This window comes from Mycobacterium sp. NGS11 (assembly GCF_059813315.1).
The window spans coordinates 27,689-43,578 of record NZ_JCALEJ010000006.1; the positions used below are offsets into that span (position 1 = coordinate 27,689).

At 67.5% G+C, this 15,890-nt stretch carries 12 protein-coding genes and 1 pseudogene; 4 read left to right on the forward strand and 9 right to left on the reverse strand.

The window, feature by feature from the left end:
* Positions 1-25 precede the first annotated feature (25 nt).
* Positions 26-898 (forward strand): glucose-1-phosphate thymidylyltransferase RfbA, encoded by an 873-nt coding sequence (gene rfbA, locus AC5Y4T_RS10190; RefSeq protein WP_499952915.1) that lies wholly within the window; start codon positions 26-28, stop codon positions 896-898.
* Here rfbA and AC5Y4T_RS10195 read toward each other — a convergent pair.
* From AC5Y4T_RS10195 to AC5Y4T_RS10215, 5 genes are all read right to left on the reverse strand, one after another.
* Positions 843-2,090, reverse strand: a complete 1,248-nt coding sequence (locus AC5Y4T_RS10195; protein ID WP_499952999.1) for a YibE/F family protein — start codon at positions 2,088-2,090, stop codon at positions 843-845. The genes rfbA and AC5Y4T_RS10195 overlap by 56 nt on opposite strands.
* A 56-nt stretch (positions 2,091-2,146) precedes the next feature.
* A complete protein-coding gene (locus AC5Y4T_RS10200; RefSeq protein ID WP_499917869.1) occupies positions 2,147-3,439 on the reverse strand; it encodes a pyridoxal phosphate-dependent aminotransferase in 1,293 nt (430 codons plus the stop codon).
* A 32-nt stretch (positions 3,440-3,471) separates the two neighbouring features.
* A complete protein-coding gene (locus AC5Y4T_RS10205; protein WP_499952916.1) occupies positions 3,472-6,414 on the reverse strand; it encodes a heterodisulfide reductase-related iron-sulfur binding cluster in 2,943 nt (980 codons plus the stop codon).
* Positions 6,415-6,619: 205 nt separating this feature from the next.
* A complete protein-coding gene (locus tag AC5Y4T_RS10210) occupies positions 6,620-8,311 on the reverse strand; it encodes an Hsp70 family protein (protein WP_499952917.1) in 1,692 nt (563 codons plus the stop codon).
* Positions 8,312-8,445: 134 nt separating this feature from the next.
* Positions 8,446-8,979 (reverse strand): hypothetical protein, encoded by a 534-nt coding sequence (locus AC5Y4T_RS10215; protein WP_499952918.1) that lies wholly within the window; start codon positions 8,977-8,979, stop codon positions 8,446-8,448.
* Positions 8,980-9,048: 69 nt separating this feature from the next.
* On the opposite strand from AC5Y4T_RS10215, the gene AC5Y4T_RS10220 reads away from it, so the two are divergent.
* A complete protein-coding gene (locus tag AC5Y4T_RS10220) occupies positions 9,049-9,699 on the forward strand; it encodes a DUF1345 domain-containing protein (RefSeq protein WP_499917874.1) in 651 nt (216 codons plus the stop codon).
* Between the two features lie 9 nt (positions 9,700-9,708).
* Here AC5Y4T_RS10220 and AC5Y4T_RS10225 read toward each other — a convergent pair whose 3' ends face one another.
* The 4 genes and pseudogenes from AC5Y4T_RS10225 to AC5Y4T_RS10240 form a co-directional block, all read right to left on the reverse strand.
* Complete coding sequence (locus AC5Y4T_RS10225) at positions 9,709-10,443, reverse strand: hypothetical protein (protein ID WP_499952919.1); 735 nt, start codon at positions 10,441-10,443, stop codon at positions 9,709-9,711.
* On the reverse strand, positions 10,443-11,000 hold the full coding sequence (locus AC5Y4T_RS10230) for a hypothetical protein (protein ID WP_499952920.1): 558 nt from the start codon (positions 10,998-11,000) through the stop codon (positions 10,443-10,445). The genes AC5Y4T_RS10225 and AC5Y4T_RS10230 overlap by 1 nt, the downstream gene beginning before the upstream one ends.
* Before the next feature lie 578 nt (positions 11,001-11,578).
* Positions 11,579-12,238: pseudogene (locus AC5Y4T_RS10235) on the reverse strand (putative alpha/beta hydrolase); the annotation flags it as partial.
* Positions 12,239-12,437: 199 nt separating this feature from the next.
* The gene (locus AC5Y4T_RS10240; RefSeq protein ID WP_499952921.1) at positions 12,438-13,031 is read right to left on the reverse strand and encodes a hypothetical protein; all 594 of its coding nucleotides are present in this window, start codon (positions 13,029-13,031) and stop codon (positions 12,438-12,440) included.
* Between the two features lie 318 nt (positions 13,032-13,349).
* On the opposite strand from AC5Y4T_RS10240, the gene dnaK reads away from it, so the two are divergent.
* Both dnaK and grpE read left to right on the forward strand, forming a co-directional pair.
* Entirely contained in the window at positions 13,350-15,212 is a 1,863-nt protein-coding gene (gene dnaK / locus AC5Y4T_RS10245) for a molecular chaperone DnaK (RefSeq protein ID WP_499952922.1), read from the forward strand.
* Positions 15,209-15,853 (forward strand): nucleotide exchange factor GrpE, encoded by a 645-nt coding sequence (gene grpE, locus AC5Y4T_RS10250; protein WP_499948134.1) that lies wholly within the window; start codon positions 15,209-15,211, stop codon positions 15,851-15,853. The genes dnaK and grpE overlap by 4 nt, the downstream gene beginning before the upstream one ends.
* Positions 15,854-15,890: the final 37 nt, after the last annotated feature.

Sequence of the window (15,890 nt, forward strand, 5' to 3'; positions counted from 1 at the left end):
AGACCAAGGCATCAGGAGCCATCCAATGCGCGGAATCATCCTGGCGGGCGGATCGGGCACTCGCCTGCATCCGATCACCACGGGCATCAGTAAGCAGCTGCTGCCGGTCTACGACAAACCGATGGTTTACTACCCGCTGTCCACCCTGATGATGGCCGGCATCCGCGACATCCTGGTGATCACCACTCGACACGACGCGCCCGGATTCCAGCGACTGCTGGCCGACGGCTCGCAGTTCGGGGTCAACATCAGCTATGTGACGCAGGAACGGCCCGATGGTCTGGCCCAGGCATTCGTCCTGGGCGCCGGGCACATCGGGAACGAGCCGGTGGCTTTGGTGTTGGGAGACAACATTTTCTACGGCCCGGGCCTGGGCACCAGCCTGAGTCGATTCCAATCCGTCAGCGGGGGAGCGGTTTTCGCGTACTGGGTCGCCAACCCATCGGCATACGGCGTCATCGAGTTTAGCGATGACGGTAGGGCGCTGTCATTGGAGGAGAAGCCCAAGACGCCGAAATCCAACTACGCGGTGCCGGGTTTGTACTTCTACGACAACGACGTGGTCGAAATCGCGAAGGGCCTGAAGAAATCGGCACGCGGTGAATACGAGATCACCGAGGTCAACCAGATCTACCTGAGCCGGGGCAGGCTCTCGGTCGAGGTGATGACCCGCGGCACCGCGTGGCTGGACACCGGGACGTTCGACTCGCTGCTGGACGCAAGCGATTTCGTGCGCACCCTGGAGCGGCGGCAGGGCCTGAAGGTCAGCGTCCCAGAGGAAGTGGCGTGGCGGCGCGGCTGGATCACCGACGACGAGCTGGCCGAGCGCGCACAGGGCTTGCTCAAGTCCGGCTACGGCGGCTATCTGCTGGACCTGTTGGAGCGGAGTCGATTTTAGGTTTGGCAAGCACCGCGGCGATTGCCGTCGTCAGCGGCACCGACAGCGCCAGCGCCATGCCGCCCACCGCCGAGCGGGCGATCTCGATCGCCACGCTCTCGCTGGTCAGCACGTCGGTCAACGAGCGGTTGGCGACGCTGAACAGCAACAGCAGCGGCAGCGAACTGCCGGCGTAGGCCAGCACCAGCGTGTAAACCGTGCTGGCGATGTGATCGCGGCCGACCCGGATCGCGCCCACAAAGATCGCCCGCCGCGAGCCGCCGAGGTGGGCGAGCTCGAACACCGTCGAGGCCTGGGTCACCGTCACATCGTTGAGCACACCCAACGACCCGATGATGAAGCCGGCGAGCAGCAGGCCGCTGATCGACACGCTGCCCAGATACGCGCTGACGGTGCTGTTCTGTTCGTCCGATAAACCGGTCAAGTGCGCCAGTTGTATTGCCGCCCATGATAATCCGGCCGCCAACAGCAGCGCCGACAGGGTGCCCAGCAGTGCGGCGCTGGTCCGCAGGTTCACCCCGTGCGCGAGATAGATGACCGCGTACAGGATCGCCGCCGCCGCCACCAGCGCCACCGGAACAGCCGGTGCGCCGTCGCGCAGCGCCGGCAGTAGGAACGTCACCAGCACCACGAACGCGACCACGATGCCCACCAGCGCGAGCAGCCCGCGCCAGCGCGCCACGGCCACGATCACCACCGCGAACGCGATCGCCAAACCGCCTAGCGCCCAACCACGTTCGAAGTCGTAGAACGCATAGCTGGTCGCGCCCTGATCGTCGACCTGACGGACGAGTCGAATGTGGTCGCCCACCGCGAATTTCGGTTGGCCGGGGCCAGGGGAGGACTCCAGTAGTGTCTGGGCCCCGGCATTGGGTCCGGAATCGATCGAGACCTGGGTCAAAACGCACCGTCCCGCGCCGGGCAGGGCCTGCTGCGGCGCGCCGGTGAGGACTTGGCTGGCCGAAGGGCTGCCGCAGTCGCCCACCGCGCTGGACAGCACGTGCCCGGCCTGCGTGCTCACCGCGCCGCCCGCCGCGTTCTGCAGCGGCATCGGGATGTCGACGTGCTGGCGGCTGGGCCAGAGCACGATCGCGCCGACGGCTACTGCCACGCCGATAGCGACCAATAACCCGACGACGATCCTGGCGGGCAACGGATCGACCCCGGACGGGCCCTCCGATGAGCGGGCCATGCTGTGCGAGTGGGAGTGCGTCACCCGCTCCACCGTAGAGGCGGCCGCGCGGATGCTTACGGCCGATAGCCGACGAGGAAGTTGCCCAGCCGCTCGATCGCGGCCGCCAGATCGCGGGCCCACGGCAGCGTCACGATGCGCAGGTGATCCGGTGCCGGCCAATTGAAACCGGTGCCTTGGGTGACCAAAATCTTCTCCTGCAGCAGCAGGTCGAGGACGAGCTGTTCGTCGTCTTCGACGTCATAGACCTCGGGGTCAAGCCGAGGAAACGCGTAGAGCGCGCCGGCGGGCTTGACGCAGGACACCCCCGGGATCTCGTTCAGCTTGGTCCACGCGACGTCGCGCTGCTCGAGCAGCCGCCCGCCCGGTAGGACCAAGTCGTCGATGCTCTGGTGACCGCCCAGGGCCACCTGAATCGCGTGCTGCGCCGGAACGTTGGGACACAGCCGCATGTTCGCCAGCAGGTTGATGCCCTCGATGAAGCTGCTGGCGTGGTCCTTGGGCCCGGTGATCGCCAGCCAGCCGGCCCGATAGCCGGCCACCCGGTAGGCCTTGGACAGGCCGTTGAACGTCAGGCACAGCATGTCCGGCGCCAGCGTGGCCAGGTTGATGTGCTTGGCGTCGTCGTAAAGGATCTTGTCGTAGATCTCGTCGGCGAGCAGCAGCAGCTCGTGCTTGCGCGCCAGATCGACGATCTGGGTGAGCACTTCGCTGGTGTAAACCGCGCCGGTCGGGTTGTTCGGGTTGATCACCACCAGCGCCTTGGTGCGGTCGGTGATCTTGGACTCCATGTCGGCGATGTCCGGCTGCCAGCCCTGCGTCTCGTCGCACAGGTAATGCACCGGCGTGCCGCCCGCAAGGGAGGTCGACGCCGTCCACAGCGGGTAGTCCGGCGACGGGATCAGCACCTCGTCGCCGTTGTCGAGTAGGGCCTGCAGCGTCATGGTGATCAGCTCGGACACCCCGTTGCCCAAATAGACGTCGTCGACGTCGAAGCGGGGGAATCCGTCGATCACCTCGTAGCGGGTGACCACCGCCCGGCGGGCGGGCAGGATGCCCCGCGAGTCGGAGTATCCCTGGGCGTACGGCAGGGCCTGGATCATGTCGCGCATGATCACGTCGGGAGCCTCGAAGCCGAACGGCGCCGGGTTGCCGATGTTGAGCTTGAGAATGCGATGCCCCTCGGCCTCCAGCCGCGCGGCGTGTGCGTGCACCGGCCCGCGGATTTCGTACAGGACGTCCTGAAGCTTCGACGACTGCGCGAAACTGCGCTGCGGCCGGTGATGAGCCGACGCGTGCAGAGGCAGCTGATGGGTGGTCACACCACCAATGGTGCCATCACTGTCCACTGATATTTGCTACGAAGCCGCAACGATGCAGGTCACCGCTTCCCGGGGGGACGCGCCCCACGGGCGATGCCCAGGCCCTTGACCGGTGGCTGCGACGGTGCGCCGTCGCCGTCGGTCTGCTCTGCCGGCTCGGCCTTCGGCGCCGGCTCGGGTTCGGCGTCCGCCGGGCCGGCGGGCGCAGCCTCGGCCTTGGGCTCCTCGGCCTTGGGCTCCTCGGTCTTGGGGGCCGCCGCCGGTGCCGACTTCTTGGCGCCGGGCCGTTTGGCGCCCGCGGCGATGCCCAGGCCCTTGACCGGGGCGGCGGATGCCTTGGCTTCGGTTTTGGTCTCGGTCTCCGCTTCAGGGGTCGCGTCCGCGGTTGCCTCGGCCTTGGCCGCGGCAACCGGGGCGGACTTCTTGGCGCCGGGCCGTTTGGCGCCGGCGGCCAGACCCAGGCCCTTCGCCGGTGCGGCGGATGCCTTGGCTTCTCCGCCGTCGGCCGGCGCCTCGGCCTTCGCCGGCTCGGCGGCCGGGGCGGCCTTCTTGGCGCCGGGCTTCTTCGCGCCGCCGGCGATGCCCAGCCCTTTAGCGGGCGCGGCGGGAGCCGCGGTGGCCTCGGACTTCGGCGCGGCCTCGGCCTTGGCGGGTGCTTCGGCCTTGGCGGGTGCTTCGGCCTTGGCGGGTGCTTCGGCCGGCGCCTCAACCGTGGCTGACGAGGCCTTGGGCGCCTCAGCCGCCCGCTTCTCGGCCTCCTTGGCGGCCGTGCCCTTCTCCGGCAGCGTGGCCTTGTCGTACTCGAGGGACCCGAGCAGGATCTGGGCGACGTCGAGCACCTCGACGCCGCTGCGTCCGGCTTCCTCCTGGCGGTCGTTGACACCGTCGGTGACCATCACCCGGCAGAAGGGGCAACCCGTGGCGATCGTGGCGGCCCCGGTGGCCAGCGCCTCGTCGACGCGCTCGTGGTTGATGCGCTTGCCGATGTGTTCTTCCATCCACATCCGCGCGCCGCCGGCGCCACAGCAGAAGCTGCGCTCGGCATGCCGCGGCATCTCGGTCAGGGTCGCTCCCGCGGCCCCGATCAGCTCGCGCGGCGCCTCGTAGACCTTGTTGTGCCGGCCCAGGTAGCAGGGGTCGTGATAGGTGATGTCCTGCGACACCGGCGTCACCGGCACCAGTTTGTTGTCCCGGATCAGCCGGTTGAGCAGCTGGGTGTGGTGCAACACCGAATAGTTCGCGCCGAGCTGGCGGTACTCGCGGCCCAGGGTGTTGAAGCAGTGCGGGCAGGTGACGACGATCTTGCGGTCGACGGTCTCGGTGCCCTCGAAAAGGCCGTCCAGGGTCTCGACGGCCTGGGCGGCCAGCTGCTGGAACAGGAACTCGTTGCCCGAGCGACGGGCGGAGTCGCCGTTGCAGGTCTCGCCGGTGCCCAGCACCAGGTACTTCACGCCGGCGATCGCCAGCAGCTCGGCGACGGCCTTGGTGGTCTTCTTGGCCTTGTCGTCGTAAGCGCCGGCACAACCCACCCAGAACAAGTACTCGTAGCCGTCGAAGCTGTCGACGTCCTCGCCGTAGACCGGCACGTCGAAGTCGACCTCGTCGATCCAGCTGGTGCGGTCCGAGGCGTTCTGGCCCCACGGATTGCCCTTGGTCTCCAGGTTCTTGAACAGCACGGACAGCTCGGAGGGGAACTCCGACTCCATCATCACCTGGTAGCGCCGCATGTCGACGATGTGATCGATGTGCTCGATGTCCACCGGGCACTGTTCGACGCAGGCGCCGCACGTCACGCAGGACCACAAGACGTCCGGGTCGATGACGCCGCCCTGTTCCTCGGTCCCCACCAGCGGACGGGTGGCCTGCTCCGGCCCGGAACCCATCACGCGGCCGAAGCCGGACTCCGGGACGTGGTGCGCTTCGGCGTGCTCTTCGCCGGCCAATTTGTCGCCGAGTCCGCCCTCCGGGGTGCTTTCGGTCGGAGATTCCTTGCTGCCCAGGATGTAGGGCGCCTTGGCCATCCAGTGGTCGCGCAGGTCCATGATGACGAGCTTGGGCGAGAGCGGCTTGCCGGTGTTCCACGCCGGGCACTGCGACTGACAGCGCCCGCACTCGGTGCAGGTGGCGAAGTCGAGCGCGGCTTTCCAGCTGAAGTCCTCGATCTTGCCGCGACCGAATTCGGCGTCGTCGGGCGGGTTTTCGAAGTCGATCGGCTTGCCGTCGTGTTCGAGCGGCAGCAGCGGGCCGAGGCCGTTGGGCAGCCGCTTGAAGATGACGTTGATCGGCGCCGTGAAGATGTGCATGTGCTTGGAGTGCAGCACGATGATCAGGAACGCGAGCATTACCAAGATGTGCAGCAGCAGCGCGGTCGTTTCGATGATCTCGTTGGCGGGCTGGCCCAGCGGTCGCAGGATGGCGCCGAACAGCTGGGACAGGAAGGCGCCGTTGCCGTAGGGCAGCGTGCCGTTGTTGACCGCTGCTCCGCGCACGAACACGTAGGTGAAGACGACGTTGAAGATCATGAACAGCACCAGCCAGGCACCGCCGGTGTGCGAGCCGTAGAACCGTGACTGGCGCCCGATCTCCTTCGGGCTGCGCATCAGCCGGATGATGGCGAAGGTGACGATGCCCAGGAAGACCGCGGTCGCGAAGAAGTCCTGCAGGAAGCCGAGTGCGTCCCAGCGCCCGATGATCGGGATGTGGAAGTTGTCCTGGAAAAGCAGACCGTAGGCCTCGATGTAGACCGTGAGCAGAATGAAGAAGCCCCACATGGTGAAGAAGTGCGCCAGCCCGGGGATGGACCACTTCAACAGCTTGCGCTGACCGAATACTTCGGACACCTCTGCCCAGACGCGTTTGCCGGGATCGTCGGTGTGACCCGGGGCCGGCTTGCCGGACGTGATCAGCTTGAACAGCCACAGGACACGCCGTGCGGCGAGTGCGGCCACGACCAGCGTCATGCCCATGCCCACGATCAGCCTGATGAGCATCTGCGTTGTCACAGAAGGTCTCCCCAATGCATAGATAAATTCGGCTGTGCTTATTTGCCTGCTAAAGCCCCGCTCATAGTTACATCTTTGCGGCTTTCAGCGCGAGAAAGGCTGCCCTAACTTAAGACGCGACGCTCGCCGAAGTGATGAGCGCCACCATGCTTCGCTGAATGGCCCTTCGACGGCCACCGCTTGGCGGCCATCCGTGTCTGGTGCGTCAGCGCCCGAAGATGGGCGGCAGGGGCCACCCGCGCGTGGTCGTCGGCGCGGCGGTGGTGGCCGTCTGCGACGTTGTGGTGGGCGCCTGCGACGTCGTGGTGGGCGCGGCGGTCGTGGTTGTGGTCGTGCTCGGCGGCGCCGTGGTGGTGGTCGTCGTCGTCGACGGCGCCGGCCCCGGCGTCGTGGTGGTGGCCGACGGCTCGGTGGACGGCGGCGGCGCCGGGATCACGGTGACGGTGGTGCTGTCGTTCGGCCCGGTGATGGTCACCGTTTGCGGGGGCTGGGTAGGCGGCGACGTGGGACTGACCGGCGTTGACTTGGTCGACAACAGGTTGATCGCCAGGATCAGGGCCACCAGCACCGCCGCGGCCGCCCCCGCCACGCTCAACACCAGCGCCGTGCGTTTGTACCAGGGCAGTCGCGCCTGGGGGGCAGCGTAGCGGCTGCCGGTCGCGCCGTCGAATTCCCTTGCCTCGTTGGCATATTCGCCGGTGGCGTCGCGTCCGGTATAGGGCACCGGCTCGTCGTTGTCGGCGTCCTGCGACCACGCCAGGGCGTCGTCCACGTCGGTGGCCTGGGCCCCCCATGCGGCCTGGGTCATGTCGAGCCCGGCGGTGCCGACCAGTTCGGTCGGTGTTTCCACGGCGGCGGCCGCGGCGGTCGGAGCTCCTCCCGACGTATAGTGCGGGCCGAGCACCGCCGCGCCGAGGGCGGCGCTGAGCGCCGGCTGCACGGTGCTGTGCACCGGCACCCCGAAGCGCTGCGACAAGCGCGCTTTGAGCAACGGGATGTTCGCACCGCCGCCGGCTATCGCCACGGCGCTCAGCCCTGCGTTCGGAATCGCGTTGCGGCGCAACGACTCCTCGACAAATGAGAGGAACCGGTCCAGCGGCGCGGAGAGCAGTTGGTCGAATTCGGTGCGGGAGAGCTGGGCACCCTCACCGGAAGCCCCGGCGATCGTACTCACCGCGGCCGTCGACAGCTGCTCCTTGGCGCGCCGGCATGCGCCGAGCAGGCGGGCCTGCGGGCCGACCCGCGCGGTGCCGCCCAGCATGGCGGTGCTGACGTCGGAGGCCAGCAGGTGGTCCAGGATGAGCTGATCGATCGCGTCGCCGGAGAAATCGGTGTACCGCGCGGCCGGGCCGACGGACGCAAAGCCGGCCTTGGCGTCCATCAACGTGACGGTGGTGCCGCCCGCGCCGAAGTCGCACAAGGCGATAACGCCGTCGGCCCTGAAGCCCGGCGTGCCGCGCAGCGCCGCGAGCGCGGCAGTGGCATCGGAAACCAGCATGGGCGCCACCCCGCCGCGCGCCAGGTCCGACTGCGCGAAGAACTCCTCACGCAGCGCCGTGAACTGGTCGTGGGACCAGTAGGCGGGCACCGCGATGGTGATCGGTGTCCCGTAGCCGACCGCGCGAGCCATGGCCTCGATCGCCTCGACCGTCAGCGCCGCGCCGAGGTATTTGGTGCCGTCGGCCGCCACCAATGGCGCGCGGTCGCCGACGCGTTCGACGAATCCCCGCAGCACCAGTCCGGGTTCGGTCAGATTCGGATTCTCTTCCGGCAGGCCGACTTCGGTAGGTCGCTGTTCGAACAGGGTGACCACCGAGCTGCGGGTTATCGGAGCGCTGCCCGCGCGGGCGGCGACCAGGTTGGCCACCCCGATCGATAGCCCGAGCGATTCGCTCATCTGCTGCACCCCTGTGTCAGTTGTCCCGTTGCCCTCGCGCGGTCGCCCTCACCGCAGCGACCGTGGATTGCAGCGAGTGTAGGGCTTCGCCCGCGCTGCGCGGCGCAACCGTGATCGAGGCTGCCACCGACTCGCTACCGCAGCCCGGGGGGCACCGTGACCGGATTCGGCACCCCCGGAACGGTGATCACCGGCGGCAGCTGCGGCAAATGGTGGTGATGCGACGGCTGCTGCGTCTGCCCGCCCGTGGGTTGCTGTTGCGGCGGCTGCGCCGGTGGCTCTTGCGTCGGTGACTCTTCGCTGCTGGGCGAGGACGTGGTGGTCGGGGTCGTCGTGGTGGTGGTCGTCGTGCTCGTCGTCGTCTTCGGGACGTGGTTGACGGTCTGCTGTCCGTGAGTGAGCTCGATGACTCCGAAGACGATCAACGCGATCAGGACGACGACGGAGATCAGCCAGGCGATCAGCATCGCGGGCTTGCGGTACCAGGGAGTGGGCTCGGTCTCCTGGTCAAACGGGTCGACATCGCCGGGCCCCTCGGGCTCCCGGGGCGGGTTCGGCGGCGGACCGGAGGACGGAACCTGGCCGGTCGGCGGCTGTTCGGGTGCGCCGAACTCGCCATGCTGGGTCGGCTGGTTGTGGAAGTCGTCGCGTGGGCCATTGGATGCCACGGCACCGATGGTACTAACCGCACCTGCCAATCTGCTGATGCCGGCCCGTGTAGTGGTTAGGTCGAGGTCGTGGATTCCCTGGTGAAGTTGTTGCGAGACACGGTCGCGGTTCGGATATCGGTCTGCGTGGCCCTCGGAGTGGCGGTCGCCGTCGTGGTCGGCAACACCGCCGGATGGCGTTATGCGCTGGCCGGCTGGATCGCCACCGCCGGAATGTATGCGGCATGGACGCACCTCACCCTGCTCGGCATGGATGCCGAGCAGACCTGCCGCTGGGCAACGCGGGAGGACCCCACCCGATGGGTCGCCGACGCCGTCATCCTGTCGGCGAGCGTCGCGAGCCTGGGCGGCGTCGGCTACGTGGTGGCCGCGGGCTCACGCTCGGGCCACGAAGCCCTGGCCGCCGCCGTCGTCGGCGTCCTGACCGTCGCCGCGTCCTGGGTCGCCGTGCACACGCTGTACTCCGTGCACTACGCGCGGCTCTACTACTCGGATGACCCGGGTGGCATCAACTTTCACGATCCCGAGCCGCCACGCTTCCGGGATTTCGCCTATCTCGCATTCACCGTCGGCATGACGTACCAGGTGTCGGACACCGAGATCGGGCTGGCCTCGATCCGGGCGACGGTCCTGCGCCATGCGTTGGTGTCCTACCTGCTCGGGGCGGTGGTCCTGGCGGTGACGATCAATCTGATCGCGGGGCTGGGCTCCAAGCTCTGATCGGTCCCGTCACACGCCGGGCGTTGAGCGGCCTCGGAGAATCCCTTCGATGCGATCCAGCAGCTCGCCCGGGTCGTCGCGGGCGCCGTCTCGCCAGGCGATGAGTGCGTTGAGCAGGTTGACCGGTTGAACCGTCAGCCGCAGGCCGAGCAGCACCGTCTTGGTAGTGCCGTCGCCGATCTCCGCGGGGCGGTAAGCGATTGCGACTTGCAACGACTGAGCACGCGGCGGCAGCGGGACGAGCTTGGGCTCGATCGACGCAACCAGCTCACGCCGAATTTCGGTCAACTGGCTCCCACGCTCGGCCAACCGCACGGTCAACATCGACGGGCTAAAGCAGAGAAGAGAACGCAGCCACATACGAACGATGCCCCAGAGGGACAGCGGGGTCACACCCGCCAGGAGGATGACGCCGCCGTACAGCAGCCATCTCGGATTGCCGGGTGCGAGCCCCAGGGCCACCATGGCAACCCCCATCAGCGGGAGGAGCACTAACGCGCTGTAGGCATTGCCCTCGTACCAGGGAATGTAGCGGCAGACGATCTCGTCACCAGTTCGGCTGACCCCGGCGCGAAAGATCCGGCGGTGACCGATGAGGATGATTCCGCCGGTCACAGCGCCGCCGAGAGCTAGGGACCATGGCGCTCCGACCAGCACGTTAATGACCGCCAGCAGGCACAGGGCGCCACCTATGGCGTAGCGCAGCATCCGCCGCCAACGGCCTCTCTTCCCGCTATCGGCCATCAGAGCCCTTTCGTATTTCCGGTCAGCGGGGCGCGGTGACCCGCGAGCGCTGGACTTACCACCGGCCCCGGAACGGCCTTCAGCCAGATGTGTGCCCGGTCCACCAGCGAATCGGTGAGGGCCGTCATCGTGAGTTGCGCAATCAACGTCTCGTGCTCCGTCGTGATGATCCGGGACTTCGACTCGCTGTCGATCGTGCCGAGTTCATGTGCGATCTTCATTGCGAGCAACCCCGTGACGCCGGCACCTTCGGTGGCCGCACCCAGTTCGCGGCTTTGCTCTCGACAGCCCGGCGCCGCCTGCAACTGCTGTTCGACCAACATCGCGAAAACGCCGGCTGGGTCCAAAGCAGCCTCGACGCGATGCATCGTCAACACCGCGTTAGCGCAAAACACTTCGATGCACGGGTCGTTGCGCCAGGCCCACACCCACGCCCCGATAGCCGAGTCGAAGGGTTCCCAACCCGGTGGTACTCCCACCTCAACCACAAACCCGGCAAATCGATCGACCGGGTACACAGCCAGGCTGTGCTCCTGCACGAAGTCATCGAATCGCATCGAAGTCGCTCCTACCCGAACCCGAAGACGGATTCCACGCCGTGCACCGCGCTGCCGACGGCATCGGCGACCGGCTCCCAGGACACTTCGACTGCTTTGGACGCCACCCAGGCGGCGCCCGCTCCCACGACGGCGCCTGCCACCAGACCGACCGCGGTCCCGGCACCGGGAACGACCGAACCGATCAGCGCGCCAGTTTCTGCGCCCGCGGCCAGCCCGGCGGCGACACCAGCAGTCTCGCGGGTTATGGCCTCTGGCACCGAGTTTCCGTCATGGATGTCGGACAGGACGGCGGGCACCGCGCTGGCCACCCCAACCACCCCGCCGATACGGGTGAATCCCGGGAGTTCAACTCCGGCGACCTTGGGATCCTCGAACCACTTCAACAGCCACGGATCAGCCTTGCCGGGACCCGTACCCGGGGACTCGGCGAGCAGGTTGAGCGTCGTCTGACGCACACCGTCGGCGGTACCGCCGGCGATCGCACCCGCGCTCCCGATCGCCACTTCCCCCGGTGACGGGGTCAATGCGGGACCCCCGCCGGGTTGGCCGGGTGGCGCCGGGCCGGGACCCCCGCCGGGTTGGCCGGGTGCCGGGCCGGCTGCCGGCTGACCGGGTGCCGGCCCGGCACCGGGAGCGTCGTATCCGTCCGCGTGCAGAGTCCCCATCGCGTCCTGAAACGACTTGGAGTAACCGTCGCGTGTCGCCTGCAGCTGGCCCAGCGCCGACTTGGTTGCCCGGACGGCATCGTCTTCGCATGTGGCGATAAACGCCTCCAGCGCATCGAAATCGGCCTGGCTGAGGTCCTCGTCGTCCTCCATCTCGTCGGCTTCGCCGATCAAATCGTCGAGCTCTTGCAGCCTTGCTTCCAGCGACGCGATCTGACCGGCCGCGGCTTTCTGCGCCTCGGCCAGCGTCGCGGCGATGTTCTCCAGGTCCGCACCGATCTTCGGTATCTGCAGGGACTGCGCCCCAAGCGCTTTCGTCACCCGCTGAACTTCGTCGGAGTCGTTGATCGGATGACCGCCGTCCTGGTGATTCCAGGCGGCTTCGAAGCGGGTACGGGCCTGCTCGAACGCGTTGCTGGCCTCCGTCGTGCACCGGCCCGCGCGAAGAAATGCCTGGGCAAGATTGGAAATCTGCAGCGGGCTGCCGGCTTGCAGGCTGGCATTGATCGCCCATGGGTCGCCGCCGGCCGCGCCGATCAGCGCCGGGATGCTCAGGTATCGCAGTTGCATGAGATCGTCAGGTGCTCGCCCGACTTCGGATCCACCCGGTTCCGGAGGTGGCGGGCAGTGCGCGGGGCGCCTGGGAAACCGACCCCTGCCTACCGGCACCGACAAGCATCGCCGCCCCCTCCCGAGCTCATCGGCAAGATTACCGACGCCGGGTTGGCAATCAATTCACGCGCGCTCGGGCTCCCGCGATGGAGCCCGCTCAGAAGGTGCTGACCTTCTCGACGCTCACGAACATGCCGTGCTTGGTCTGGTCGTTCGTGAAGCGGGTGCCGTCGGCGTTGGCGACGATCGTCCAGCCCTGCGCCGCGTAGGTCTTGTAGTCGATGGTGACCGTCGGGATGGCCCCCAGGTTGCCCAGCACCCACTGCACCTTGCCGCCGGTGTTGATGCTGACGCCGTTGGCGTGCTCACCGTCCTGCAGCGGGGAGTTGGTGAACGGTGCCTCGCAGCCGACGGTGTCCTTGTTGATCTGGCAGCGCGTCACGCCGGATTTCGTCTCGATGAAGACGTAACCGTTCTGGTCGGGTGGCAGCGGGATGGCGCCCGCCGGAGTGGTCGGGTTCGCCGGCGCGGCGGACGGGCCAGGGCCGGGGGCCGGGGCGGCGGTGGCCGACGGCGGGGTGGATCGGGGCGTGGGGAAAGACGGCTCGGTGGGCCCGGCTCCCGGCGACGCCACCGGGCGGCCCCCGATGATGGAGCTGCAGCCCGAGAGCGGCTCCGTACCGGCCAGCAGGGCCACGAGCAGCAGCGAACCACCGGCCAGGCTCCGCCGCCCATTCTCCGAAAACCGCACCCGCCGCTCCCCAGACGATTCGAATAGCGGCACTTAGGTTACGCACCGAGAAGCGGACCTAGCTGCCCCGACGCGACGATCGATGCAGAGCCGATGGCCGGGGTTTATCTCCGCGTGACCGCCGATCCTCGGCAGCGCCGAAGTTTTTTGCCACCCCCGGGAACAAGGCGGGACGGACCGCCGTTAACATGAACGACAAGTTGAGCGAACCGCACTCAATGCTGGGTTGACAGCCCACCGGCCCCAGGGGCAGGCTTGAGCGGGGTTCACTCAGCATAGTGGCACCAAACAAGCTCTACACATTCAGGAGGAATCACTATGGCTCGTGCGGTCGGTATCGACCTCGGGACCACCAACTCCGTCGTCGCAGTTCTCGAGGGGGGCGACCCTGTCGTCGTCGCCAACTCCGAGGGTTCGCGGACGACGCCGTCCATCGTCGCCTTCGCGCGCAACGGCGAGGTGCTCGTCGGCCAGCCCGCCAAGAACCAGGCTGTCACCAACGTCGACCGCACCATCCGTTCGGTCAAGCGGCACATGGGCACCGATTGGTCCGTCGAGATCGATGACAAGAAATACACCGCTCAGGAGATCAGCGCCCGCGTGCTGATGAAGTTGAAGCGCGACGCCGAGGCATACCTGGGCGAGGACGTCACCGACGCCGTCGTCACCGTGCCCGCGTACTTCAACGACGCACAGCGTCAGGCGACCAAGGAAGCCGGCCAGATCGCCGGCCTGAACGTGCTGCGCATCGTCAACGAGCCGACCGCGGCCGCGCTGGCCTACGGCCTGGACAAGGGCGAGAAGGAACAGACCATCCTGGTCTTCGACCTCGGTGGCGGTACCTTCGACGTCTCGCTGCTCGAAATCGGCGAGGGTGTGGTCGAGGTCCGCGCAACCAGTGGTGACAACCACCTCGGCGGGGACGACTGGGACGACCGCGTCGTCGAGTGGCTGGTCGATAAGTTCAAGGGCACCAGCGGAATTGACCTGACCAAGGACAAGATGGCGATGCAGCGGCTGCGTGAGGCCGCCGAGAAGGCCAAGATCGAGCTGTCGAGTTCGCAGAGCACCTCGATCAACCTGCCTTACATCACCGTCGACGCGGACAAGAACCCGCTGTTCCTCGACGAGCAGCTGACCCGCGCCGAATTCCAGCGCATCACACAGGATCTGCTGGACCGCACCCGCAAGCCCTTCCAGTCCGTGATCAAGGACGCCGGCATCTCGGTCTCCGAGATCGACCACGTGGTGCTGGTGGGTGGTTCCACCCGCATGCCCGCGGTGACCGAGCTGGTCAAGGAGCTCACCGGGGGCAAGGAGCCCAACAAGGGCGTCAACCCCGACGAGGTTGTCGCCGTGGGCGCTGCCCTGCAGGCCGGTGTGCTGAAGGGCGAGGTGAAAGACGTTCTGCTGCTTGACGTTACGCCGCTGAGCCTGGGTATCGAGACCAAGGGTGGCGTGATGACCAAGCTCATCGAACGCAACACCACCATCCCCACCAAGCGGTCGGAGACCTTCACCACGGCCGACGACAATCAGCCGTCGGTGCAGATCCAGGTCTATCAGGGTGAGCGCGAAATCGCTTCGCACAACAAGCTGCTCGGCTCATTCGAGCTGACCGGCATCCCGCCGGCTCCGCGCGGCGTCCCGCAGATCGAGGTCACCTTCGACATCGACGCCAACGGCATCGTGCACGTCACGGCCAAGGACAAGGGCACCGGCAAGGAGAACACGATCAAGATCCAGGAGGGCTCCGGCCTGTCCAAGGAGGAGATCGACCGGATGATCAAGGACGCCGAGGCGCACGCCGAGGAGGACCGTCAGCGTCGCGAAGAGGCCGACGTCCGCAACCAGGCCGAATCGCTGGTCTACCAGACGGAGAAGTTCGTCAAGGAGCAGCGCGAAGCCGAGGGCGGTTCGAAGGTCCCCGAGGACACACTGTCCAAGGTCGACGCCGCGATCGCCGAGGCCAAGTCGGCCCTCGCCGGCACCGACATCACCGCGATCAAGGCGGCGATGGAGAAGCTGGGCCAGGAATCCCAGGCGCTCGGACAGGCGATCTACGAGGCCACCCAGGCCGCCGGCGAGCAGGCCGGCGGCGGTGCGGCCGGCGACGGGTCTGGCTCCGCTGACGACGTCGTGGACGCGGAGGTGGTCGACGATGACCGGGAGTCCAAGTGACGGAAAGCAACCCACAAGAACAGGTGACGGTCACCGACAAGCGGCGAATCGATCCGCAGACCGGTGAAGTGCGGCAGGTCCCTCCCGGCGACGCGCCGGGAGGGGCGCCGGCCGCCGAGCCAGCGGACCAGGGCGACGGCAAAGTCGCCGAGCTCACCGCCGATCTGCAACGGGTGCAGGCCGACTTCGCGAACTACCGCAAGCGGGCGCTGCGCGACCAGCAGGCCGCGGCGGATCGGGCCAAGGCCGCGGTTGTCAACCAATTGCTGGGCGTGCTGGACGATCTCGACCGGGCGCGCAAGCACGGCGACCTGGAGTCCGGACCGCTGAAGTCGGTGGCCGACAAACTGGAAAGCGCGTTGACCGGCCTCGGCCTGTCGGCGTTCGGCCAGGAGGGCGAGGACTTCGACCCGGTGCTGCACGAAGCCGTCCAGCACGAAGGTGACGGCTCCCGGCCGGTGATCGGCACCGTCATGCGACAGGGCTACAAACTGGGCGATCAGGTGCTGCGCCACGCTCTGGTCGGCGTCGTCGACACGGTCGACGACGAGGGCGACGCCGGGACCGGTGAGTCGGCCGCGGCGGCCGGGGAAACCGGGCCGGCCGAATCGGACGATAACGCCGGCACATCCGGTGACTAGACCACACAATCAGCACAACAAACGAAAGGTGAGGGGG